Origin of the sequence: Commensalibacter communis (assembly GCF_947179105.1) — a bacterium.
In the GTDB taxonomy this organism is placed as follows: Bacteria; Pseudomonadota; Alphaproteobacteria; order Acetobacterales; family Acetobacteraceae; genus Commensalibacter; species Commensalibacter communis.
Genome location: NZ_CAMXCK010000006.1, coordinates 1 through 22,600, shown reverse-complemented (window position 1 = coordinate 22,600; position 22,600 = coordinate 1). Strand labels below are relative to the sequence as shown.

The 22,600-nt window shown below is 38.5% G+C and carries 24 protein-coding genes, 1 tRNA gene and 1 riboswitch; of the genes, 5 read left to right on the top strand and 20 right to left on the bottom strand.

The genetic code is table 11. The features are described from left to right. Positions 1 to 20 precede the first annotated feature (20 nt). The 3 genes from PQG52_RS09410 to PQG52_RS09400 form a co-directional block, all read right to left on the bottom strand. Entirely contained in the window at positions 21 to 2,540 is a 2,520-nt protein-coding gene (locus tag PQG52_RS09410) for a penicillin-binding protein 1A (protein WP_271829204.1), read from the bottom strand. A gap of 111 nt (positions 2,541 to 2,651) precedes the next feature. After that, on the bottom strand, positions 2,652 to 3,566 hold the full coding sequence (locus PQG52_RS09405) for an aldo/keto reductase (RefSeq protein WP_271829203.1): 915 nt from the start codon (positions 3,564 to 3,566) through the stop codon (positions 2,652 to 2,654). 46 nt (positions 3,567 to 3,612) lie between these two features. Beyond that, positions 3,613 to 5,148, bottom strand: coding sequence for a TerC family protein (locus tag PQG52_RS09400; protein WP_271829201.1), 1,536 nt, complete (start codon positions 5,146 to 5,148; stop codon positions 3,613 to 3,615). A 141-nt stretch (positions 5,149 to 5,289) separates the two neighbouring features. On the opposite strand from PQG52_RS09400, the gene rdgB reads away from it, so the two are divergent. Then, the gene (gene rdgB / locus PQG52_RS09395) at positions 5,290 to 5,892 is read left to right on the top strand and encodes an RdgB/HAM1 family non-canonical purine NTP pyrophosphatase (RefSeq protein ID WP_271829199.1); all 603 of its coding nucleotides are present in this window, start codon (positions 5,290 to 5,292) and stop codon (positions 5,890 to 5,892) included. Between the two features lie 20 nt (positions 5,893 to 5,912). On the opposite strand, the gene PQG52_RS09390 is transcribed toward rdgB, so the two are convergent. Beyond that, positions 5,913 to 8,516, bottom strand: coding sequence for an MMPL family transporter (locus PQG52_RS09390; RefSeq protein WP_271829198.1), 2,604 nt, complete (start codon positions 8,514 to 8,516; stop codon positions 5,913 to 5,915). Positions 8,517 to 8,799: 283 nt separating this feature from the next. Between PQG52_RS09390 and PQG52_RS09385 the strand changes: the two genes are divergently transcribed. The 3 genes from PQG52_RS09385 to PQG52_RS09375 all read left to right on the top strand — a co-directional run bounded on the left by PQG52_RS09385 (position 8,800) and on the right by PQG52_RS09375 (position 10,257). Beyond that, positions 8,800 to 9,186, top strand: a complete 387-nt coding sequence (locus PQG52_RS09385; RefSeq protein ID WP_271829197.1) for an SDR family NAD(P)-dependent oxidoreductase — start codon at positions 8,800 to 8,802, stop codon at positions 9,184 to 9,186. Positions 9,187 to 9,196: 10 nt separating this feature from the next. Further along, entirely contained in the window at positions 9,197 to 9,568 is a 372-nt protein-coding gene (locus PQG52_RS09380) for an SDR family NAD(P)-dependent oxidoreductase (RefSeq protein ID WP_271829195.1), read from the top strand. Positions 9,569 to 9,639: 71 nt separating this feature from the next. Further along, positions 9,640 to 10,257: a carboxymuconolactone decarboxylase family protein gene (locus PQG52_RS09375; RefSeq protein WP_271829194.1), complete on the top strand. Its 618-nt coding sequence runs from the start codon at positions 9,640 to 9,642 to the stop codon at positions 10,255 to 10,257. A 78-nt stretch (positions 10,258 to 10,335) separates the two neighbouring features. Here the strand turns inward: PQG52_RS09375 and ribH are convergent, their stop codons facing one another. The 4 genes from ribH to ribD all read right to left on the bottom strand — a co-directional run bounded on the left by ribH (position 10,336) and on the right by ribD (position 13,880). Continuing rightward, the gene (gene ribH / locus PQG52_RS09370) at positions 10,336 to 10,815 is read right to left on the bottom strand and encodes a 6,7-dimethyl-8-ribityllumazine synthase (protein WP_271790160.1); all 480 of its coding nucleotides are present in this window, start codon (positions 10,813 to 10,815) and stop codon (positions 10,336 to 10,338) included. A 31-nt stretch (positions 10,816 to 10,846) separates the two neighbouring features. Then, on the bottom strand, positions 10,847 to 12,121 hold the full coding sequence (ribA, locus tag PQG52_RS09365) for a GTP cyclohydrolase II (RefSeq protein WP_271829192.1): 1,275 nt from the start codon (positions 12,119 to 12,121) through the stop codon (positions 10,847 to 10,849). Further along, complete coding sequence (locus PQG52_RS09360) at positions 12,103 to 12,723, bottom strand: riboflavin synthase (protein ID WP_271829191.1); 621 nt, start codon at positions 12,721 to 12,723, stop codon at positions 12,103 to 12,105. Before PQG52_RS09360 ends, ribA begins: the two co-directional genes overlap by 19 nt. After that, the gene (ribD, locus tag PQG52_RS09355; RefSeq protein WP_271829190.1) at positions 12,705 to 13,880 is read right to left on the bottom strand and encodes a bifunctional diaminohydroxyphosphoribosylaminopyrimidine deaminase/5-amino-6-(5-phosphoribosylamino)uracil reductase RibD; all 1,176 of its coding nucleotides are present in this window, start codon (positions 13,878 to 13,880) and stop codon (positions 12,705 to 12,707) included. The genes PQG52_RS09360 and ribD overlap by 19 nt, the downstream gene beginning before the upstream one ends. Then, positions 13,877 to 14,033: riboswitch (FMN riboswitch) on the bottom strand. (Overlaps the previous gene by 4 nt.) A gap of 233 nt (positions 14,034 to 14,266) precedes the next feature. Here ribD and PQG52_RS09350 point away from each other — a divergent pair. Continuing rightward, positions 14,267 to 14,341: transfer RNA gene (locus tag PQG52_RS09350), tRNA-Thr, on the top strand. Between the two features lie 235 nt (positions 14,342 to 14,576). On the opposite strand, the gene PQG52_RS09345 is transcribed toward PQG52_RS09350, so the two are convergent. The 12 genes from PQG52_RS09345 to PQG52_RS09290 all read right to left on the bottom strand — a co-directional run. Beyond that, positions 14,577 to 15,716 carry a hypothetical protein gene (locus tag PQG52_RS09345; protein WP_271829189.1) on the bottom strand — a complete coding sequence of 380 codons (1,140 nt, stop codon included), beginning with the start codon at positions 15,714 to 15,716 and terminating at the stop codon, positions 14,577 to 14,579. A 96-nt stretch (positions 15,717 to 15,812) separates the two neighbouring features. After that, positions 15,813 to 16,331, bottom strand: a complete 519-nt coding sequence (locus tag PQG52_RS09340; protein ID WP_271829188.1) for a hypothetical protein — start codon at positions 16,329 to 16,331, stop codon at positions 15,813 to 15,815. Positions 16,332 to 16,488: 157 nt separating this feature from the next. Beyond that, positions 16,489 to 16,698 carry a hypothetical protein gene (locus PQG52_RS09335; RefSeq protein WP_271829187.1) on the bottom strand — a complete coding sequence of 70 codons (210 nt, stop codon included), beginning with the start codon at positions 16,696 to 16,698 and terminating at the stop codon, positions 16,489 to 16,491. A 183-nt stretch (positions 16,699 to 16,881) separates the two neighbouring features. Further along, complete coding sequence (locus PQG52_RS09330) at positions 16,882 to 17,334, bottom strand: RING finger protein (protein WP_271829186.1); 453 nt, start codon at positions 17,332 to 17,334, stop codon at positions 16,882 to 16,884. A 301-nt stretch (positions 17,335 to 17,635) separates the two neighbouring features. Next, positions 17,636 to 18,214 carry a phage neck terminator protein gene (locus PQG52_RS09325; RefSeq protein WP_456304940.1) on the bottom strand — a complete coding sequence of 193 codons (579 nt, stop codon included), beginning with the start codon at positions 18,212 to 18,214 and terminating at the stop codon, positions 17,636 to 17,638. 780 nt (positions 18,215 to 18,994) lie between these two features. Next, positions 18,995 to 19,216: a hypothetical protein gene (locus PQG52_RS09320; protein WP_271829184.1), complete on the bottom strand. Its 222-nt coding sequence runs from the start codon at positions 19,214 to 19,216 to the stop codon at positions 18,995 to 18,997. 134 nt (positions 19,217 to 19,350) lie between these two features. Beyond that, on the bottom strand, positions 19,351 to 20,040 hold the full coding sequence (locus PQG52_RS09315) for a hypothetical protein (RefSeq protein ID WP_271829183.1): 690 nt from the start codon (positions 20,038 to 20,040) through the stop codon (positions 19,351 to 19,353). Next, positions 20,006 to 20,716 (bottom strand): hypothetical protein, encoded by a 711-nt coding sequence (locus PQG52_RS09310; protein ID WP_271829181.1) that lies wholly within the window; start codon positions 20,714 to 20,716, stop codon positions 20,006 to 20,008. Before PQG52_RS09310 ends, PQG52_RS09315 begins: the two co-directional genes overlap by 35 nt. Before the next feature lie 44 nt (positions 20,717 to 20,760). Then, positions 20,761 to 20,919: a hypothetical protein gene (locus tag PQG52_RS09305; RefSeq protein ID WP_271790173.1), complete on the bottom strand. Its 159-nt coding sequence runs from the start codon at positions 20,917 to 20,919 to the stop codon at positions 20,761 to 20,763. Next, the gene (locus PQG52_RS09300; protein WP_271829180.1) at positions 20,906 to 21,319 is read right to left on the bottom strand and encodes a hypothetical protein; all 414 of its coding nucleotides are present in this window, start codon (positions 21,317 to 21,319) and stop codon (positions 20,906 to 20,908) included. The genes PQG52_RS09305 and PQG52_RS09300 overlap by 14 nt, the downstream gene beginning before the upstream one ends. Next, complete coding sequence (locus PQG52_RS09295) at positions 21,300 to 21,548, bottom strand: hypothetical protein (protein WP_271829179.1); 249 nt, start codon at positions 21,546 to 21,548, stop codon at positions 21,300 to 21,302. The genes PQG52_RS09300 and PQG52_RS09295 overlap by 20 nt, the downstream gene beginning before the upstream one ends. A 225-nt stretch (positions 21,549 to 21,773) precedes the next feature. Continuing rightward, positions 21,774 to 22,600, bottom strand: an 827-nt coding sequence (locus PQG52_RS09290; RefSeq protein ID WP_271829178.1) for a hypothetical protein, incomplete at its 5' end; no start/stop codon positions are given.

Here is a 22,600-nt window from a genome sequence, read left to right as displayed (position 1 = left end):
TGAAATGAATTCAAGTCTGTTTAGTACAAACCACCCATTCCAATATCCTCTCCCCCTCCTGATGATGGGGTTGTTTTCGGTTTAATCGCTCCTCCTTCATTCACGTAATCCCCAGAATATCCAGCTCCCATGTTTTCTTCGGAATCAGGAACATTTTCAGCACCCGTATCAGCAGCACTTAATGTGCCCGTCGCCGCTCCTGGACTTAGATTAATGCTGTCGCCTGGTTTTTGATCCGTTTTAAACGCATCGGTTACCATTCCTTTGCTGGTGCTATAACTTGCCATAACAATTCCTGATGGTCTGATGAAATCTCTTTTTGGATAAGTTGGTAATACATCTTTCATATACGCATTCCAGACGGGCCCTGCCAAAATCCCACCGGCCATCCCTCTTCCAAGGGTTTTTGGTGTATCAAATCCAAACCAAACAATCGTCACAACGTCAGGCGAGAAACCTGCAAACCATGCATCGTTAAAATTCTGAGAGGTTCCTGTTTTCCCAGCAATCGGCGTATCGATCCCTTTGCTAGAAGAAAAACCTGTTCCACGACGCATTACATCTTCCATCATGGTAATAATTTGGTAAGAACTCTGCTCTGATACGACCCGTTTACGATTATCGGTAAGAGTTGGTAAATGATTAGGATCATTTACATTATTCGCTGCAAACCCATCAGAACGCCAAATGACCTTACCATTGCGATCCTGAATATAATCAACCGTCGTTGGATGAACAACTACACCACCCGCAGCAATGCTGGCATATGCTCCAGCATGACGTAAAACCGTCGTTTCAACCGCACCCAAAACAGCAGGCAATACTTTTGGCATTGAATCAACTTCACCCAGTGCAATTGATAAATTAGCAACGGCATCCATACCAATCTGTGCAGCCAAACGAATAGTCACCAAGTTACGAGAATATCTTAACCCATTATGTAGCGCTGTAGGCCCCCAGAAATTCTTTTCATAATTGTTCGGATGCCAATCCCCCACGGAAAACGGCGAATCCATAAAGATCTGAGACGGTAAAATCCCTTTTTCCATCGCTGCCAAGTACACAATCGGTTTAAAAGAAGAACCAGGTTGGCGTTGAGCTTGAGTTGCTCTATTAAACTGAGATTCTGCAAAAGACCAACCGCCAAACATCGCCAAAACGCGTCCCGTTCTGACATCCAACGAAACCAATGCCCCTTCGATCAAAGGAATCTGACAAAGTTCAACTTGATTACCCTCTGACTGAGGCTCAACCATCACGATATCACCATCTTTTAATGGTTTACGTTTCGACCAAGATAGGCTTTTGGATAAAATGGTTGCTTGATGGGTTGCACGCCCTCCACCAAACACCCAGCCCACTTCACCTGTTTTTGCATTTAATACCATTGCCAAACGCCAATTTGGCAACATACCACCAGGCGCTTTTTGTTTCTTTAAGTTCTCTGCCCAATCCGCAACAGCATCCGCCCCAAGATGTGCGACCGCACCACGCCAACCGTGATTCCGATCATATTTCATTAAGGCTTGACGCATTAATTTGGTTGCCAGCGCCTGATTTTGTAAATTGAGACTGGTATGAACTTCCAATCCACCCTGCATAGTTTTTTCAAGACCGTAACGATCAATCAAATCACGACGAACAGCCTCCGCATACCATTCAGTTCCTGCTAAGGGTCCCCGACGACCACTGATACTTTTTGATGAGATTGGTTCATTTTGGGCTTGAACCTTTTCTTCCTGAGTAATCGCACCTGTTTCCGCCATACGACTTAATACAAAATTACGTCGTTGCTTTGCTGCCTCTGGCTTACGGAACAAATCATAATTATAAGGCGATTTAGGTAATCCACCTAAATATGCCGCTTCTGCCGTTGTTAATTGATCTAAATTTTTATGAAAATAAATCTGTGCTGCTGCTGCCACCCCATAAGCACCAGCGCCTAGGTAAATTTCATTTAAATAGATTTCGAGAATTTGGTCTTTGGTCAAAGATTGTTCAATACGCATCGCCAAAATGGCTTCTTTGATTTTTCGTTCCAACTTACGATCATTATTTAGCAACATGTTTCTTGCAACTTGTTGAGTAATCGTCGATGCCCCCACCAAGCGCTTGCCATGAACACGAAACACGTCTTGCACCAAAGCACGCCCAATCGCCATTGGATCCACGCCACCATGTGTATAGAAATTTTTATCTTCTGTTGAAATAAAAGCATCTTTAACTTTTTGAGGAATGGCTGCAATCGGCACAAATAACCGACGTTCAGAGGCCAGCTCTGCCACAACCTGATCGTCGTTTGAATAAATTCTACTCATCACAGGTGGGGAATAATCCCGCAGACCCTCAATAGTTGGCAACCCTTTGACTGCGCTTTGATATTTAATCCATACCGCAAGCCCTCCGCCAACAAGGACCAGTAAGAGCAATCCAGTAATTGACCCAATCAATATCCGCCAAAACCTGTAACGAGGACGGGGCGAAATAGCAGCAGTGCGTTTACGTTCAGATTCACGAGTATCAGGGGTTTTAGGAGACATATGAATAAGGCTCTATTCTCAAAAAATAATATAAATAATTCAACTTAAATGACATATATACAGATTTTCATAAAAAATTGAAATAAGCCAAATAAGTTGAAGATCAAAAACTTAGTCTTCTGCTAAGTATAATTTTACAGAATTTTTACGTTTTTCCCACATTTCTGCGCCTTCTTGGTCTAAACGCGCAAATTCAACGTCGGACAATTCTATATTCACCGCTGCAGTATTTTCTTCTAGATGGCTGACTTTACCCGTTCCAGGAATAGGAATAATCTGCTCGGCACGTCTTAACAACCATGCCAATGCAATTTGACGAGCCGTGGCTTGTTTATGCATCATGATTTCTTTTAATACGATCCCTTCTTCGAATTCTTTTTGATCCAAAGGAGCATAAGGGATAAAGGCAATATTATGTGCTTCGCAATATTGTAAAACTTTTTCTGATTCACGGTTAATCAGATTATATTTATTTTGCACAGAGACCACTTCGAAAAATTCTTGTGCCTTTTTAATCATACTGATATTGACCGCCGACAAGCCAACATGACCAATCAGTCCCTCTTGCTGCATCTTAGCAATAACTTCAAATTGAACTTCTACGGGGGTGTCTTCTGCTACACGATGTAATTGCCAAAAACGAATCTGATCCAACTTTAATCGACGTAAACTCATCAGAACACATTGGCGTAAATAATCGGGATTACCAATCGGACGCCAAATATCAGGGCCATGCCGAGTATGTCCCCCTTTTGTTCCAATCAGTAATTCTGGGGGATAAGGATATAAAGCTTCACGAATTAAATCTTCACTTATAAATGGACCATAACTATCGGCGGTATCAATGAAATTAATTCCCAATTCAACGGTACGTTTTAACGTTGCGATTGCCTGATTGCGGTCTTCAGGCTCTCCCCAAACCCCTTGTCCAACAATACGCATTGCGCCAAAACCCATGCGATTAACAGGAATTTCCCCACCAATCTTAAATGTTCCAGCATTGGCTGCATTGATATCTAACCCCATTTTTCCATCCCTTTTTACAAAATACCCATGTTAGCAAACTCGTCGCTTATTCATTTGTTTCTGTTATTTTTGTAATTCGTACTAATTCAATACGATAGTCTTTGACTTCCAAAACTTCAAACTTTAATTGTTGAATTTCGATTACTTCACCAATACTCAATATCCGTTTATGATGAGCAAAAAGAAATCCTGCTAGGGAAACATATTCTTCATCATGATCGAAAAACGCATCACAATTCAGGGTCATCATCACAGAATGAATATCGGTCGCCCCTTTGACAAGCCATCCATCGCCATCTTTCACAATTTTTGAGGTTTCATCTTCATCGGGAAACTCCCCAGCAATCGCTTCCAAGACATCAACAGGGGTTGCTATCCCTTGAACCGTATCGAATTCGTTGGTAATGACAACCAAACGCCCTTTGGCTTTCTTTAGGATTGGCAGCAAGTTAATCACATCAATCATGTCTGGCACGATAATGGGCGGATGTTGTGCTGCAAATTCTGCAACATTGCCATTATCATTAATAACCATCAATAAATCTTTGGCTCTAACCACACCAATGATTTTATCCAACTCACCTTGACATACTGGAAAGATATTATGCGGTGTGGCCATGATCAAATCTTTGATTTCTTCCAAAGAATCTTCACAATCAATCCAAGAAACTTCTATACGAGGGGTCATGATACTGCGCAAAGAACGTGATGCCAAGGTTAACACCCCATTAATCATATAACGTTCTTCTTCGGCAAAACTTTCTTGCAAAGATTTTTCAACATTGCCTTCCATTCGTTGCGCACCGTTACCCCCCAATAACCCCAAGATTTTTTCAGCTGTTCGATCTCTAAACGGTCTTTTAGATTGATTTTTAAGAAAATTGCGCCGAGCAACTTGGTTAAAGAACTCAATAAGCAAGGAAAAGCTGATTGCAGCGTAAATATATCCTTTGGGAATATGGAACCCTAATCCATCAGCGACCAAGCTGACACCAATCATCATCAAGAAGCTGAGGCACAACACAACCACCGTTGGATGGGCGATAACAAAACGTGTCAGAGATTTAGAGGCATAAATCATCACTATCATCGAGATGATAACTGCAGCCATCATGATCGCAAGTTCATTGACCATTCCAACCGCAGTAATCACTGAATCTAGTGAAAAGACCGCATCTAATACAATGATCTGGGCAATCACCACCCAGAATTTAGCATTGCCTTTGCCTTGATTATCTTGATGTTCATGCCCTTCTAATCGTTCATGCAACTCCATCGTAGCTTTGAACAACAAGAAAATACCACCAACAATTAAAATCAAATCACGAACAGAAAGACTGAATCCTCCATAACTGACCAATGGTTTGGTCAGTGTCACGATCCATGACACAATGGATAACAACCCTAAACGCGTCACCATCGCCAAAACCAGCCCAATAATTCTGGCTTTATCACGCTGATTAAAAGGGAGTTTATCAGCAATAATCGCTACGAAGACGAGGTTATCGATCCCAAGGACAATTTCCAAAACAATTAGGGTAATGAGCCCCATCCACGCCGAAGGATCCAGTAAGAGTTCCATATATCTTTCTCAAAAAACAGTAAAAACCTAATTAGTCATTATTCGCATAGTCATATAAAATATTTATAGCACCCAATAGTCCATGCCAATATACTAAAACAATCAAGTCTATTTTATTTATATAACAAAGAAGATATTTTTATGACAATCTATCGTAAACTCGAACATGGTTCCCAATTAGTCGTCGCCACTCATAATTCTGGCAAAGCACAAGAAATCAGCAGTTTACTGGCTCCGTTCCAAATAAAAACCTATTCTGCAGGAGAGTTAAATTTAACTGAACCCGAAGAAAATGGTTCAAGTTTTCATGAAAATGCCCGAATCAAAGCGCTGGCTGCGACACAAGGTTCAAAACTACCCAGCCTTGCTGATGATTCTGGCTTTTGTATTCAGGCGTTGAATGGCGATCCTGGAATATTCTCTGCACGTTGGGCTGGGCCAAACAAAGATTACGCCATGGCAATGCGCACAATGTATGATAAATTACAACCATTCTCTGACCGTTCTTGTTATTTTATCTCTGTGCTATGCTTAGCTTTTCCAGATGGGTATAGCTGTGAATTCGAAGGACGAATTGAAGGTGATTTTGTTTGGCCAGCCAGAGGTCAAAACGGACATGGCTATGACCCAATTTTTCAACCCAAAGGGTTTTCTATTACTTTTGCAGAAATGAGCGAAGGCGAAAAGAATAAAATCAGCCATCGTGGATTGGCTTTTCAGCAATTTATCAAAAATTGTTTCTAAGCCATCCATCCTCCCGCTTTTTATCGCTCGTCAATATCACGTTTGGGCAACAAGGCGGGAACAAGTCCCAACGTCACCATTAGCGTACAACCTAACGAAATTAATAATAACACGCCCATACTCGCCGTTCCAGGATGTGCAGAGGCTGCCAAAGCACCAAACGCTGTTCCCGTCGTTAATGCAGAGAATAAAACTGCTCTGGCTGTAGGGGAAGATAAAGGTTCTTTTAACCCTTCGCGCCAATTCATCACAAAATAAATATTAAAAGAAACCCCTACGCCCAAAAAGAGCGGTAGCGTAATAATATTGGCAAAATTCAATGATTGATCAATTAATACAATGACAATAATTGCCATTAACGCTGATAAAATTAAGGGGATCATGACCAATATCATATCCAACACACGTCGTAAGGCAATAAACAGAATAATCGCCAATACAACAATCGCCATAATAGCTGCTACAATGAATGAATGAACAACTGTATTAGCGCTTTCGACAATATCAACAACCGTTCCTGCTGCTTCTGGTGCCACCGTGCGAACCTGCTTGACAAAATCAATAATCTGATCGGTTGTTAAATCAACCCCTTTGGGATAAACTTCGACCCTTAATCGCCCATCTTTCGTACGATATTGTTCAGCAAGCTCTGCTGGAATATCTTGAGTTGTTGTAACGGTGGGTGACAAAATCGTTTTTAATCGTTCCAGTTGATACGGTAAAAATTTAACCAAATTATTGTTAATTGCCATCAATTGATCATCTGGCATTTTTTCAATCTTTTGCAATGCCACCTGCATACGACGCAAAGGGCTATCAGCAGGAACTAAATTTTGAATAGAACCAAGCCCTTGCACCATTTTCACCACAGATTGTCGTAACTCTTGTGCCGTTGGCTTGTCTTTTGGATGTTGTAAAGATAATGTTGGTAATAAAATAGAAGCCGCATCATCTAGCATTAATAATTTTTCTTGTTGTTTTTCTGGAATAAAGGAATTCAACCAAACAACGCTTTTTACCGCAGGGAGTTTTTTTAATTTATCAGCCAATTCCTCAGCTTGTTGAGGTGTATTTACAATAATATCCGCTGTATAAGGCGACGTATTGGGATCCCCCATCATTTTTTTCAACGCCATCATCCCTTCGGAATGGGGGTCTTTGGTATGAAACGGATCTGCATCGAAAACAACCTTTTGATCTGCAAGCAAAAAAATACCAATAGCCCCCAACACGCCATACAAACTAATAATGATATAACGATGCTGGCGCATTTTCTTATCAAGAGATTTCAACCAAGGGAAGCCGGCTTCTTTTTGCACAATATTTGGACGGAAAATAACCAATAAAGCAGGTAAAAAAGTTACCGTACAAATAAATGCAATAATCATTCCCCCACCGGCAATTAAACCCAACTGCTTCACACCAATAAAATTAGTCGGGGTAAAAGCTAAAAACCCAGCGGCTGCTGCAACGGCTGCGGTAAAGATTTGATGTCCTGCTTCATAACCAGTATGTGACAAAGCAAAAAGTAAATCTTCTTTTTTCTTGTTAATGATTGAATCCTGCCCTCTAAACCGAACGCAAAATTGGATGCCAAAATCAACGGCAATACTGACGAATAAAATCGCAAAGGAAATTGAAATCAGATTCAACGTTCCCACCGTTATTGACGCAAAACCCGTTGTTAATACCAGCCCGATAAAGAGCAATAGTAAAATCGGTAAAATCAAACGCCATGTGCGAACAGCCATAAATAACCAGCCCGCAACCAACACAAAAGAAACAAATAATCCAATAATCATCCCATGCAGAACGGTCGAGAATTCCTCGTCATTAATTTGAGCATCGCCAGTTAAATAAACTTTGACCGCACCACTTTTGACATATGGCAGATTATTCATCGTTTCGCGTAATAGGTCAGAGGGTACACCTGAGGGACGAATGGAATTTAAATCCATTTTTGGCTTTGCCACAACCAGTTGGTATTTCCCCCCAAGATCCGATAAATCTCCAGACAGGCTTTTTTCCCAAGAAAACGGTTGGATTTTCCCTTCTGCATTTTGAGTTAAAATATTCGCAAAACCATTCAGCGCATCATTAAATTTAGCAAGGTCAATTTGTTTTTCTTTGACCCCCAACGTCACCATACCCAACGTATTAAACAACCCGCGGGCAGATGGATCAGCAGATAAGCTGCTTAAAAATGGTTGTGCCTGAATGATATTATTTAATGTCGTATCTAATAAAGGGGTTGGCAAAAAGAGCAGTCCATTTCTGACCAAGAAAGGATCATTTTGCAAAGATTCAACAAAATAAAAATGTTTTTTGTCATTCTTTAATTTGTTAACCAATGCTTGTGCGCTCAGCTCACTTTCCTCAGGGATCTTCGATTCAAACAATGCCACCAACAAATATTCGCGTTGTGGGAAATCTTTGCTCATCTGATCGGAACGTTTCTTCCAATCCATGCTCGAGGAAAACATTTTGCTGGTATCTGTTGTGATCTCGAGGTTTTGATAAGCGACCCAAGACGAGGTTATTGCAAGAACAATATAAAATAAAATCACAAACCAAGCATGGCGAGAACAAAACGCCACCACACGCCCAATAAATGCGGACATCATTTGGTAATAAACCCCTCTAACCTCGAGAACAAATCAATCAAAAACCACTAAACAGAAGATTTTAGCAAACGACTAAAATATATCCATGTGTTCATAAATAGAAATAAAAAAAGAATAAAACAACCTTTATATACACACAAAAGTAAAAACTGTTATGTTGAGATAAAAAGACACAATAATAGTGAATTTTTTTCATTTATATATTAAGTTTTTAATACCTAATCGTTTATTGGTTTTTTCATTATATTAAAAGAATTATTTCTTTAGATATAAAAGGCATATTATGTATATATATTTCAAAAATAAAATCGCCCTTGTTACAGATGGCGCACAAGGAATGGGATTAGATACTGCAAAAGCGTTTGCTAATCACGGTGCCACCGTTATCATTGCTGATTATAATGAAAAACAAGCCCAACTGGCAGCTACAGAAATAAATAATCTTGGGGGAAAAGCAATTGCTATTCCATGCGATGTCAGCAAAGAAAGTGATGTAAAAAATACGATCGATCAAATCATCAACCAATTTGGTCGTTTAGATGCAGCTTTTAACAATGCTGGCGTTCAATCTCCAGCAACGAATATTGCTGATTTAACCACAGAAGAATATGATCGCACCCTGAATATTAATCTTAAAGGCGTATGGTTATGCATGAAATATGAAATATGAACTCTTACACATGAGAGAACAAGGAAGCGGTGCTATAGTTAATTGCTCTTCCTTAGGTGGATTGGTTGGTGGTGCTGATCGTGCAGCCTATCATGCTGCCAAACATGGTGTTCTGGGACTGACGAAAAGTGCAGCACTGGAATACGCCACTCAAAATATTCGTATTAATGCCGTCTGCCCTGGAACAATTGATACCCCAATGGTTGAAAAAATGTTTAAAACGGGTGATTTATTCCGTGAAGATTTGGCACGTTTACAACCTATTGGGCGATTAGGTAAAGGATCAGAGATTGCTGATGCTGTTTTATGGTTATGCAGCCCAGCATCCAGCTTTGTCATTGGACAATCGATCTCTGTTGATGGGGGATATACTATTCAGTAATCATGAGAATTGTATATTGCTTTACCGTTTTTATTTTTTTCTTTTATAACCAAGCAGCAATGGGGAAAACAATGACACAACTTACCTTGAAACAACAAAACATGATTCCAATCGCAGCTTTTACTGCCGATGGTGATTTACAAAGATTGTCTCTTGCTATTCATAAAGGATTAGATGCTGGATTGACAATCAACGAAATCAAAGAAATACAAATCCAACTTTATGCTTATGCAGGATTTCCCAGAGCAATTAATGCAGTTTCAACATTGATGACAATCATCAAAGAACGTCAATCACAAAATATCCACGATGAAGTTGGCAAAGATGCCAGCCCTATTTCTAATACTACAGATATGCTTGCTTTGGGCACAAAAGTTCAAACACAGCTTGCTGGAAAAGTTGTAGAAGGGCCTTTGTTTGATTTTGCGCCCACTTTAAATCAATATTTACGTGCACATTTATTTGGCGATATTTTTGCAAGAGACATATTAAGTTACCAAGACCGAGAAATTGCTACGATTGCAGCGTTATCCGTTATTAAAGGTGCTGACTCGCAATTAAAAGCCCACTATCAAATTGGATTAAACGCTGGATTAACCCAATCTCAACTACTTGAAATAGTTCAACTCATCGCAGCAACAGTCGATCAGAATACAGGCAACCACGCAAAAGTTATTTTAGAGCAGTAAATATTGCCTTAAAAACAAAAAAAACGGCCAGACCCCTTTGAAGGATCTGACCGCTTTTTAAATAATATATGTAATCTGTTAGATATTTTGTATCAAAGCCAAACTTTCGATACAGGCTGCAACCGCTTCACGGCCTTTATTCTCTTTATTTTCCTCTGAACGAATTTCAGCTTGTTCGCCAGTATACGTCGTGAGGATACCAAAACTGATGGGTGTTTCAGTTGTTAAAGAGGCTTGCATAATTCCAATCGTTGCCCCAAGGCTGATAAATTCGAAATGTGCGGTATCACCTTTAATCACGCATCCTAAACACACGACGCCGTCATATTTACCGCTTTTCGCCAAAGATTGTGCAATTAATGGCAATTCAAACGCACCAGGAGCATACATTAAATCTTCTTCTGCATTAAACGGAATATGATGTTCAGCCAACCATTCCTGCGCACCCTTAGCCAAACCACCCGTTACTTTTTCATTGAAGCGACTGACCACAATAGCAATTCGTGGCATTTTCTTAAATTGAAACTCTGTCAACGATTGCGGAGCTTGCTTAATCATTATTAAATACTTTCAATACGCAAAATTAAAATTATTGATCAATTTTTTCAGAAGATAACGCATGTCCCATACGATCTCTTTTGGTTTTTAAATAAGATGCATTATGAGGATTAGCTTCAATTTCAATAGCAACCCGATTTTTCACAGCAAAACCTTGTTTTTCAATCATTTCGACCTTGTCCATATTATTGGTTAATAAGTCAAGTTGATGAATGTTGAGTTTTTCCAAAATTGCGCCTGCGACTTTCCAATCGCGCATGTCTGCTGCAAACCCTAAACGATGGTTGGCCTCTACAGTATCTAAGCCTTGATCTTGTAGCGCATAGGCAGAGATTTTATTGAATAAACCAATGCCACGCCCTTCATGACCGCGCAAATAAATCACAACCCCTCTGTCGGATTCACCAATTATTTTCATAGCTTTGTGTAACTGAGGACCACAATCGCAACGCAATGATCCCAATACATCGCCAGTCAAACATTCAGAATGCAAACGAACCAACGGTGTTTTTCCATCAACAGAAGAAAAATCACCTTTCATGATGGCTAAATGTTCATTGCCTTTTAAATCAACAAAAGATTGAACCGTAAAATCTTCCCCACCGTAATAGTTCGGTAATTTGGCAATTTCTCCTGCTCTAACCAAAGAAACCAACGGATCGACAGGCGCTGCATCATATTGTTTACGCCATTCAACAATAGAAGATACCGTCACCAATGGGATTTGATGTTGCTCTGCGAATTTTTTTAGCTCTGGCATTCTGGCCATTGTGCCGTCTTCGTTTAAAACTTCACAAATTGCAGCAATAGGCTTCAGCCCAGCCATTTTGATCAAATCAATGGAACCCTCGGTATGACCATCTCTGGCCAAAACCCCGTTTGCGTCTGCAACCAAAGGAAACATATGACCAGGACGAACAATATCATTGGCAGTGACATCATCTTTCATCACAACTTCAAATGTTTTCGCACGATCATCAGCAGAAACACCCGTGGTAATGCCTTCTTTGGCTTCAATCGAAATGGTAAATGCCGTTTCATGAGGGGACGTGTTATATTGTGCCATTTGATACAGGTTTAATTGTTGCGCTTTCTCAGCCAACATCGGCATACATAAGATTCCACGAGCATGCGTAATCATGAAATTAATAATTTCAGGCGTTACGAACTCACCCGCAGCAACCAAATCACCTTCGTTTTCACGACCTTCATCATCCACCATTAATACCATTTTACCAGCACGTAATGTATCAATAGCAAGTTTTAACTCAGGACTTAACGTCTTGATCATTTCTGGACTAAACATAAATTCTCCACATACTTTGCAATAATATCCACTTCCACATTCACCATATCATCTGGGGATAAATGCCCCAAGGTCGTATGCTCCCAAGTATGCGGAATAATCATAATATGAATAATAAATTCATCTGAACTGGCACCATCCCTACCAATTTCACCAACGCCATTGAGGGTCAAGCTGGTGCCATCAATCGCAATAGAGCCTTTTTCAACAACATATTTTCTTAATGATGCAGGGAATGCAAAAAATACTTTGCGTGCATCACCACTTTGTTCTGCATTGATAAATCTGCCTGTTGCATCCACATGCCCTTGGACAATATGTCCAGACAAACGAGTTGAAGGCATTACCGCACGCTCTAAATTAACCCGTTTATTAACATGTAATGTATTCAGATTGGTTCTATTCAGCGTTTCTGAACTAATAAAAAATGAAGCTTTCCCTTGGGCATCATATTGTACAACGGTCAAACAAACGCCATTCACCGCAACACTTTCCCCCATGGAAAGATCAGAAATACCAGTTTCAACCTCAATTACCATCGCATTGGGTTCATGGTTAACAGTAAGAATGGTTCCCAAAGATTCTATGATACCAGAGAACATAAATCTTCCTTTTCAACATGAAAGTGAGCATCAGATAAGAGCTGACGCGTTGGAGATGCACGATGTTTAGAAATAATATTCACGTTGTCTTCACCTTGGACTTGTTGACGAATGGTCAACCATTCATCCCATAATTGACGTTGACGAAATTCTTGTAATAATACAGGACCGGCCTCTACCATTGCCCACATAACTTTGTGTGCATAAAGAAGTTCTGGTAATCGTTCCAAATCATTACAAAGTAACAAAGAAAAACCATTGGCTTTTGCTTGTTCTATATAATGTTCAGACAAAGCATCTTCTAATTTTTCTTTGGCTTGGCTGCAAATCACTAATAAACGGGTTACATCTGGGTGATCGGGCACATGGCGAACGGTAAATGAAGGAATATCCATTTTAATCGTATTCACGCCGGTAATAATTGCCTCTGTTCCACGACGCAGCTGATGCGCCAAGGTTAATGATTTTTGCGATGTAAAGGTTTTTTGCCCTTTGGGAGGAACCATTGAACCCGCCATATTCATTGCTTGTTTAACGGTAAGCCAGCTTTTTTGTTCGAGCATAAATTTAGTAAAGGGTGCCAACAAATCAACACATTGTTGATGCCAATATTGTGCGATTTCAGAAGATTGTTCATCCAGTAAAATAACTTCTTTGCCACCCTCACGTAACCTTACGTGCCCTGCTCCAGCAACATATGGATTTGGATCCTTGACACCGATCCATATTCTTTTTGCAGGTGTTTTTAACAAGGCCTCGGAACAAGGCGGTGTGCGCCCTGTATGATTACAAGGCTCTAACGTCACAATCACATCACAAATTTTATCCCATACACCAAGGGCTTTGCATTGTTGCAAGGCCAAAGCCTCGGCATGCAATGCACCCGCTTGATGATGCGCGGCAACGGTTAGAATATTCCCTTGTTCATCTAAAATAGCACAGCCTACAGGGGGATTGGGCGCAGTACGCCCTACATATTGCAAAGCTTCGTGAATGGCTCGACGAAACCCATTTACAATTCTTTCAGAAAAGTCAGCCTCTTCTGATAATTTTAAAACAATGCGTGCTTGCATTACGAAATCAGTCCTTTGCTCTGGACGCACGCGGGCAGATATGCCAAGGCTGTCGCAATAGTTTCCTATGTACAATCCCAGCACGTTCTTTCTCATCCGGACTATGACCGTCGGCTTCGGAATTGCACCGAAATCTGCTTGACCTTATATCATCACTGATATAAGCGCTCACGGGCTTAGAAATATTGCTATTTCATCACCGCCGGTGAGGAGTTTCACCTCGCCCCAAGAACGTCGTATTCATTTATAATAACTAAGAGTCGCTATAACTCCTGATTACTAAGTTTAAGTTTATTTGAGTAAATGATCAAGATAAAAGCTGTATCTAGGTGAAAAATTCTAACAGCAAAGGGTAATTATCGATCGTTTAATATAAAATCTAAAAAAAAATTGTGCTTTTATATTTTTTTACTTGTAATCAAACGTAAAATATTGCATAGAACATTTCAGCAAGCGTTGAACGCTAAGATGCCGGATTAGCACAGTGGTAGTGCAGCGGTTTTGTAAACCGAAGGTCGGGAGTTCAAATCTCTCATCCGGCACCATATGATTTTTAACAGTTTAAAGTTAAGTATCAACTTTTACAATATTCAGTTTGAGAAATTAGAAAATCTTAAAGATTTTATATATGCTATACTTGTACCGTTACCACATATACCACTATAATCTCATTTGATTACGATTAGCCAATTCATTATTATACCAACGATAGTGTCCCTCTTACTAATAAAATAAAGCCACCCCAAATGGAGTGGTTTTTTATAATTCAGTTAAATTGCATTAATCTGGAATATAAACAACTTGTGTTTGGCTTTCCATGTTCATATTAGTAGCAGAATTAGATGTACTATCACCATAAGGAAGCGCTGCTTGCACCACACAATCACCATCTTCTACATGCACAGGCAAATTCTGATTCCCGTTTACTTGCCTCATAATACTTTCTCTATCTTTTCCTGCAACTGTAAAATCTGCAATAATCGTTGCTGTGGTCTGTAAGGCAGATGAATTGTTTGGACTTGTACTTGTGCCAGTATTAGCATCCAAAGCAATACCAGTGTTGTCATTCCAGAAAAATTTGGTTGCAGAGTGGTTTTTAAATGCAATTTGACAGCTATTATTTTTATAAACAGCTGTTATATAACGCACATACCAATTTCCTTTCACTTTTGAATCAACCCCAGCAGTAGAAATATTACCACTAACAGCAAAAACAGTTCCAGGTCTAATCACACCCTGACCTTTACCTTCGCCAGCAGTTACAGGAATAACAACATATGCATTCAAAGCAGGCTTAACTTGATTATTAGCACTAATAATAAATTCGCCATCTAATCCAATTGAAATAGGTTGAAATGTATACTTAAGTTGAAGATCTGCTTTCATAGCATAAGGTTTATTTTGAAAATCACTACCATCAAAATAAAGAACACCACATCCATTTTTCCCCATATTCATTGGAATACCATACGAATTCATAAAATCAATGTTAGATACTTGTGTTTTGTTCCCCTGAGTTTGTTTAACAATGTTTCCAATTAAACTGTAATGAATACCAGGGAAGCTTTGATCCATAGCATAGACCTCCTGCCCTGCTTTTGGACAACGATCAGTAACATACTCTACACCAAATAAAGTTTCAGAAGAAGTTATATCCTGATTAGTAGTAGGATCTAAATTGGCCTGGGCTGTTGTGGAAAATTGCCCCTTTGCTCCTTTAAATACTGGAACTCCAGGCAGATTATCTGGCAAAAAAAACGGAAACACATTTTTAACTTTGAAATCCGTTGATTGTTTGGTGAACTCTTGATGCACATCTAGTGTGCGATAATGTTCTGGGAAATCAATTGCTTTTGATGCTGTTGACCCTAAAAATAAAGTAAATGCACATAATGCACTTGTGTATAATAATTTGTTCATAATTTTGTCTTTAAAAAGTAATGTTGGTTATAAAAAATAAATCAGTAAAAATCGCTTATAGTAAAAAGTTACTCAGAAAGATTATTAATATTCGAACTACGCATCAATCGCTTGTTGAAAACGATCGACATTCTCCTGCCAAACAGCTTTACCTAGGGATGTATTATAATATTTCTTGTGATATTGTGCCATTCCGCTCGCATCATTCGCAAGAGGAAGTGCTGTTGGAACTCTTAAATAAAATATACGGCACATTGCAGCTGCAAAAAAAATATCTCCTGTTAGGGTATTTGGCTTTGGAATACCCGCACTATCAGCATTAAATGTGCCAGCAATATTTTTTAATAAATTGGCCACATGATTACGTTTTGGAGTCAATAAGAAGTTCTTCCAAATATCATTATAGGTAAAAGGTTCCATTTGCATGGCACCTACCGCAGGACCTTTGCCAAGTTGTTTTAAATAGGTAAATCCCCCCGCATAACCTTCTGCTAGAAAAGTGCCTGTAACTTGGTTAATGGCGCGTGCGCCACCCAGACCTAAATAATCCAAAGCAGGTTGAATAATTTCATTTTTTAAATGAGGAATATAAATTCCTCCTGTGACTTTCGCCATGTTTTGTTTCCTTTAATAGTAATTTGAGACATTAAAAAAAGCCATTCGTTAAGAATGACTTTGAAAATTAGTAAAATTGAAATTTGATCAATAATTAACCATGATTATTCTGTTCAGCTTGATATTCTTCCCAAAGATCGATTATCATATTGACAAACTAAATGGCTGTCAGGGATGGCTTGCCGTTATCGTTAGAAGATGGCTCTTCTATTATTTCTATCTTTAAAATTTTATAGATACATTTTTTTAAGAGTTCAGATAAAAGTAAAACACCTAATAAGGGAAGAAGCAAAGCACACAAAATCTGCTTCCAAATAGGATCAACCTCTGGATCAAAATAAATGCCATCAGGAAATCTTGTATCCAAACTCCATTGTGGTGCTCCCAAAAATTTTTCATATTCTAGGATAAGAAACGTTACATCATCACCATAAATAGCACAAGTATGATTTAGGGTAACCTCTGGATAGCATTTTTGGGGGGTAATCCATAAAAATCATACAGAATTTGTAGCATTTCTTTGCGTTTATTATCCATCATCATATTCCCCTTAAGCGATTGGTGGGTTATCCTCGCTGTTATAACAATCGTAAGAGCATTTGCTAATCATTGCAACATCCAGTGCAAGCAACCCCCAACCAAACCAAGGGATCCAGCGCCCAGCAAATCTCAACAACCCTCTTGTTCCTGCTTCTCTACTGACTTTATCTATTAATCTTTTTTCGGTGAATATTCGTTTTGGACTAATAACAGGTCTGCGCGTTAATTTTTGTTTATCACCTTGCATAAACTTATTATTAATCAATTTATTGTTCCAAATACTCCCTTTTTCTTGACTTCTCATTTGAATAATGGATGGAATACTTGTTATTCTACTATAGGAACCCAATGCGCCTTTTGCAATAGGTACAAACTTTCCTGCTTTTGCAGATTTAGCCGTATCCCTTACCAATGATTTAGGGATCATAGAATCAACAGCTCCTGCGCCACCTGCAACTCCCACCGTTACATTCAACCCTAACTGTTAAGAAAACAATCCCACACACAATCTCTTATTGTTTTCGATTGTTCATCGTCCTCATCACTTTCTGTAGAGGTTTCAGGTGCATTAGAAGCCAATAATAAATGCTGGTAGAGTTGGTTTTCGGATAGGTAATTGGTCTGCCCTGATAAAATGTGTAATCATTTCTCGGTTTAGGGGTTGCCAATCGGGTAATTTTATCAATAATACCAATATTGGCTAAGGTTGAACCCTAATCAACTACTCTTTGAAATTATTTCATAATAGTTAATTATAATGCCCATCATGACTCAACGATACCCATATCCAAGACTATTTCTTTGGCACTATTTGCACAAATCCCCGTTTCTGGGTGATATTCAAAATAAGCATTAACTGAGTAAGCAACATCGATTTGATCTTCGGCATTTATCATTTGACCCGCAGAGCTTACATCATCACTATATAATGGGAACAAAATATCACTATATTGCTCGAACTGTTCACTCGCCCACGCATCGTTAAACCGCATATCAAAAGCATGTGCCATTTCCAAAGCGGGGATTTTTAAACTGCCAACAAATAAGATATGAACTGAAACTTGTGACCGACACCATGTGATTTTATATTGATCTGTATAACGAGTTTCAGGAGTAGATAATCTTTTCCTCTCAGTAATTTGTAAAGTAATATAAGGCGATTTAGGTGTTGATGTTCGGTTTTGTGAATCATTAATGATCGATAGCCGAGCGCCCTTGATAGGAATAGCTTTACGCATAAATTTGGCAATTAAATTATAGATCTCTTCGTGAGTGAGGGTCTTTAAGGCTGGAAACTCATTATCTTTCGGTGCCTTAGCCTTGACTTGACTTGACTTGAGCAGATTTACTTTTCTTTTGGGTCATATGAATATTCTTTTTATTAATGATAAATAATTTACTTTTGAAGCGCAGCAATAGCGCTCAAGTTCATACATTTATTTATTGATGTGAAATCATAATAAGTTGCACAAATGAATGAATATATTTGGCAAGGTCTTACAATGTGAATAAAAAGATACTCAACAATATGTGAGTATCTTTTTATTCAAAATGACCGACTGGGTTTTTATTACAACTCATTGGTAATAATCGTTAATTTACTCAGCCGATCTGAATATCAGCATGAATAGTAATCAATCTCAAGCTTAGAAAAAACATATAACGAATATCCATGACATAAACACCAAATTACTCAAATGTCTCTGATACTTGGTATCCTATTGTCCGCAATATTCCCACTTTCCCTTTATACTATTGTTCCCTTATTTAAGGCGCGCTCTTATGAACAAAATCTCTCCACTCTTTTTTCTCTTTTTATCATAAATATAACGAATACCAATTCTGGTTGCAGATCCTATATGCTTCATATTATCTAATAGAAAAAATCTCTCTTTGTATCTGCTGCTGAAAACTTAATGTGGTGTCAGATTTTAATGGAATGGTTAAAGCAAACTCGTCTTTTAACAGTTTTGCATTAACACATTGTTTTTGATCAAGATCAACATACACACCTTGTATAATATTTTTATTTTTTAACCTTTATACAATTTCTACTGACTTAATAATCACGCCATCTTACGTAATCAGATGTTCAATCTGATAAGACACTAAATGATTATCGTTTATTTTAATTGGTATTTTTTTTCAATAACACCGTCTTTCGTAACAACATTTTTAACCTGATAAAGTGATAGGTCGTTGCTCTTTTCTTTAATCGTAAATTCCTTATCAAAGACTTTCTGTAATTTATCAAAAGAAGTGGGCGAAGATTTGGCAATGATATGGATTAAATCAATAAATTTATAAGGTAAAACTGGATATTGTTTTAAAGTGTCTTCTGGCACAGCTTCTTTATATAAAATCATTGGTTGAATGGAGGTTTTTTGCAGAAGAAGGTAATGCGAAAACCATCCCTGACATGCACATCAAACCAACCAATATATCTCTGGCACCTTTCATTTCATTAACCTCTCTATTCTTATTTCCCTTCTAGCTCTCTTTGTCGTGCTCTTTCTTGTAAATGAGGAGCCTGTTCACGAACATATTGTATCCATTCTTGCTTTTCTTCATCATCATAGAATGCTTCTAAACCTATATCTGTAGCGCAATCTGGATAATCCATAGTTGATCCCATGATAAATTTTCCATTCACATCCGTGGTATAAAAAGCTATTGGGGCATTTGGAACTGGATGAATAGAAAGTAATCTAGGAATTAAAAAACCAAATTCTTTTTTTAATAATTTAGTATTTACACATTGTTTTGGATCCAAATGTATTCCAAAAGCACTTACCTGACCATTAATTTTTGCTCCTTTCTTAATTCCCACTTTTTCAATAACAATACCATCTAAGGTTCTAAATGGACCTGCCATGTATCTGACATAATTTTCCTGTCTCTCCGTTATATGTAATTGATTGTTAAATATGATTTGAAACTTATTCAAAGAGGCTGGCAAGGGTTTTGGAACAACTTTAATTAAATCTATAAACTTATAAGGTAAAACTGGATATTGCTTTACAGTATCTTCTGGCACAGCTTCTTTATATAAAGGCATTGATTGAATGGAGGTTTTTGCATAAGAAGGCAATAAAAAAATAAACCCTAACATTATAATAAATAGGTAAACAAACTTATTCCTTAACCCTTTGTTTACAGTTTTCATCATAATATTCCTCATATGTTTGTTTAGTATTACTTGTTCTTTGTTTAGAATATAACTGAGCAATTGTTCTTTTTGCTGTTTTCATATCATTCATTCTGAGCCCCTGATTATAAATGTCAACAAAATCTTTTTTCATCCAAGGATATTCGTTTCCTTCCTCAAAAATATCAATACATACTGCTTGCAAAATCTCCTGCCGAACTTTTATTTGATTTAAAAGCGCATCTGCTTCACTGCCCCCACCAACCATCAAACTTTCCCTACATTTATCAAAAGAAGATAAATTAGGTATTTTATAAAAAAAAGCATGAGCAACCTCATGCGCAAGCGACGATGTTACATACGCAATATCTTGTGGTCTACTTGTTTTAAATTGTGAATCAATGGTAATTCTATCATCTTGTACATCTTTAAATTGATATTGCGTTGTCGTCCCACCGCCAGCAGACCCCCATACAATTTTCCAATCTTTATGCTTTAATTTGGTTATTTGTTTTACTAACGTCGGTGATTGAGAAGCATAACGATCAACATCACTACCCAACCCTGTCGTAACAATAATCTTTAGCTCATTCCTACGACGCGCCATTTCTTTTTCTGTTGGTCTTGTGCGGGCTCCATCTGTAAAAGCAGACAAAGGAGGTGGCGAGCAAATGGGCTTTACTAAAAAATATTCCATCAATATCAATCCTAATTTCAAACAATTTCACTGAAATAAAAAGATTACTTTCCCCGCCAGACTTTAATAAGTGCACAGATTGCGCGGATAACGAGTGATAAGGGGATAGATACAGCCATGACCGGAATAACCCAAGGATCGTGGATTTTGATCCATTCGGCATTGCTTTCCCACCACCAGCGCAGGATTTCAAAGAAGTTCATATCTTTTCTCCACGCGCGTCATAATCCGAGCCAAAGCGTAGAGATTAATCACAGCAAATATCCCCCATGCGACCAAGCTGAAATGGCACCGACCATAGAAGGCAACATTTAATGTCCCCCAAATTAATAATGAGGATGCAAAGAATGCAGCAACCCCTCTGCCGATCATGCTTTCACAACGCAAAGCGGTAAATTGAAACAAACCAAACCCGATAAACAACCATTGCCATACATCAAAGGGCAACACTTTCAAAAAACCATTAATAAAAGATTGGTGAATAATCAGACTATTGGGGACACACAATCCATACATCCCAACAATCATCAGTAAAATAGAGCTCCACCACTCGGCAAACCAATGATCGTGTGTTTTCATCGAACTAATTAATCTTTTGACCATCCTTGTTCTCCGTTTTTGAAACCGATGGCGTTTTAAAAGACGCCAAAGTGTGAATGACCTTCCACAGTTTATACCCCTTGCTGGTCGTGGCTGGCATTTTCCAAAATCGCACAATCAACGTACAAATGGTCACAATTGTTGTCACCACAGCAATCATGTTCCCTGCAATATCCCCTGGAATAACACCCAGTAAATATTGAAAACACTGCATCATTAAATCACTATCCATCTCTCTTCCTCCTTAAAAAAAGGCATAAAAAAAGACGCTCACGCGCCCCGTTTTATGCCTGATTATTTTTACTATAAATCTGAATTACGTTTATACTTACAATAAGATCAGCAACAACCAACGCTAAAAATATGAGTGAAATGCTTACCATCCGCAGTATTAAACAAATCACACACCTTAGTATCCTCTAGTTGGATATGTGCTAAATATTTATTACTTGTATTATTAGTTATTTTCTGCTGAAAATAAATTATAGATGAATTTGTTATTTGATAGGCATAAACTGTAACGAAAACCGCCGCCTGTAAACATGCTTAAAATCGACCCTACATCGTATTTTTTGCCTACCTCTATACATACACCTAAGTTTTCAATAACATAATACTGATAAGGCTGACTAATACTAGGACTAATATATTCAACAGTAAATCCTGTATTGTTAGCATTAGTAGTTACTCTTAGACTACCGTATAACCACCGCTCACTCTGATAGGATGTATTAGGTTTGGCATCCACTACCCCATAATATGATCCTAGTATTAAAGAACCCCCGATAATATAATTACCGCCGTCTGTAAGGTTGATAGAGTTTACACTTTCATATTGACCCGTTGAGGGATTTTGTTTTTGATAAGTAATACTATACCCGGGATTTAATGTTAATGGTGTCACATTGGATTGCCCCTGATCCCCTTTATCACCTTTAACTAAACCAAGATTTAAAATATTATTACCATTTTCACCTGGTATAATTTCAGCTTTTGCTTGTTGATCTGGGTCGAGTGTGGTGATGGTTCCGATAGAAAGTGTTGGGTTGATCCCATCTGCACCCTTTTGCCCTTTAGGTATGGTGATATTGAGGTGTGCATTATTTTCATCACCTACATTTGTAACAATAGCATCTGTTTCAGGCTCACCAGTTGTGATGGTGCCGATGGTAATTGTTGCGGCTTGTCCTTGCTCTCCTTTATCACCTTTTGGGATGGTGAAGTTTAAGATGACATCGCTTGATGTTCCGACATTTTCGACGATGACTTTTGTGCCTGGTTCGC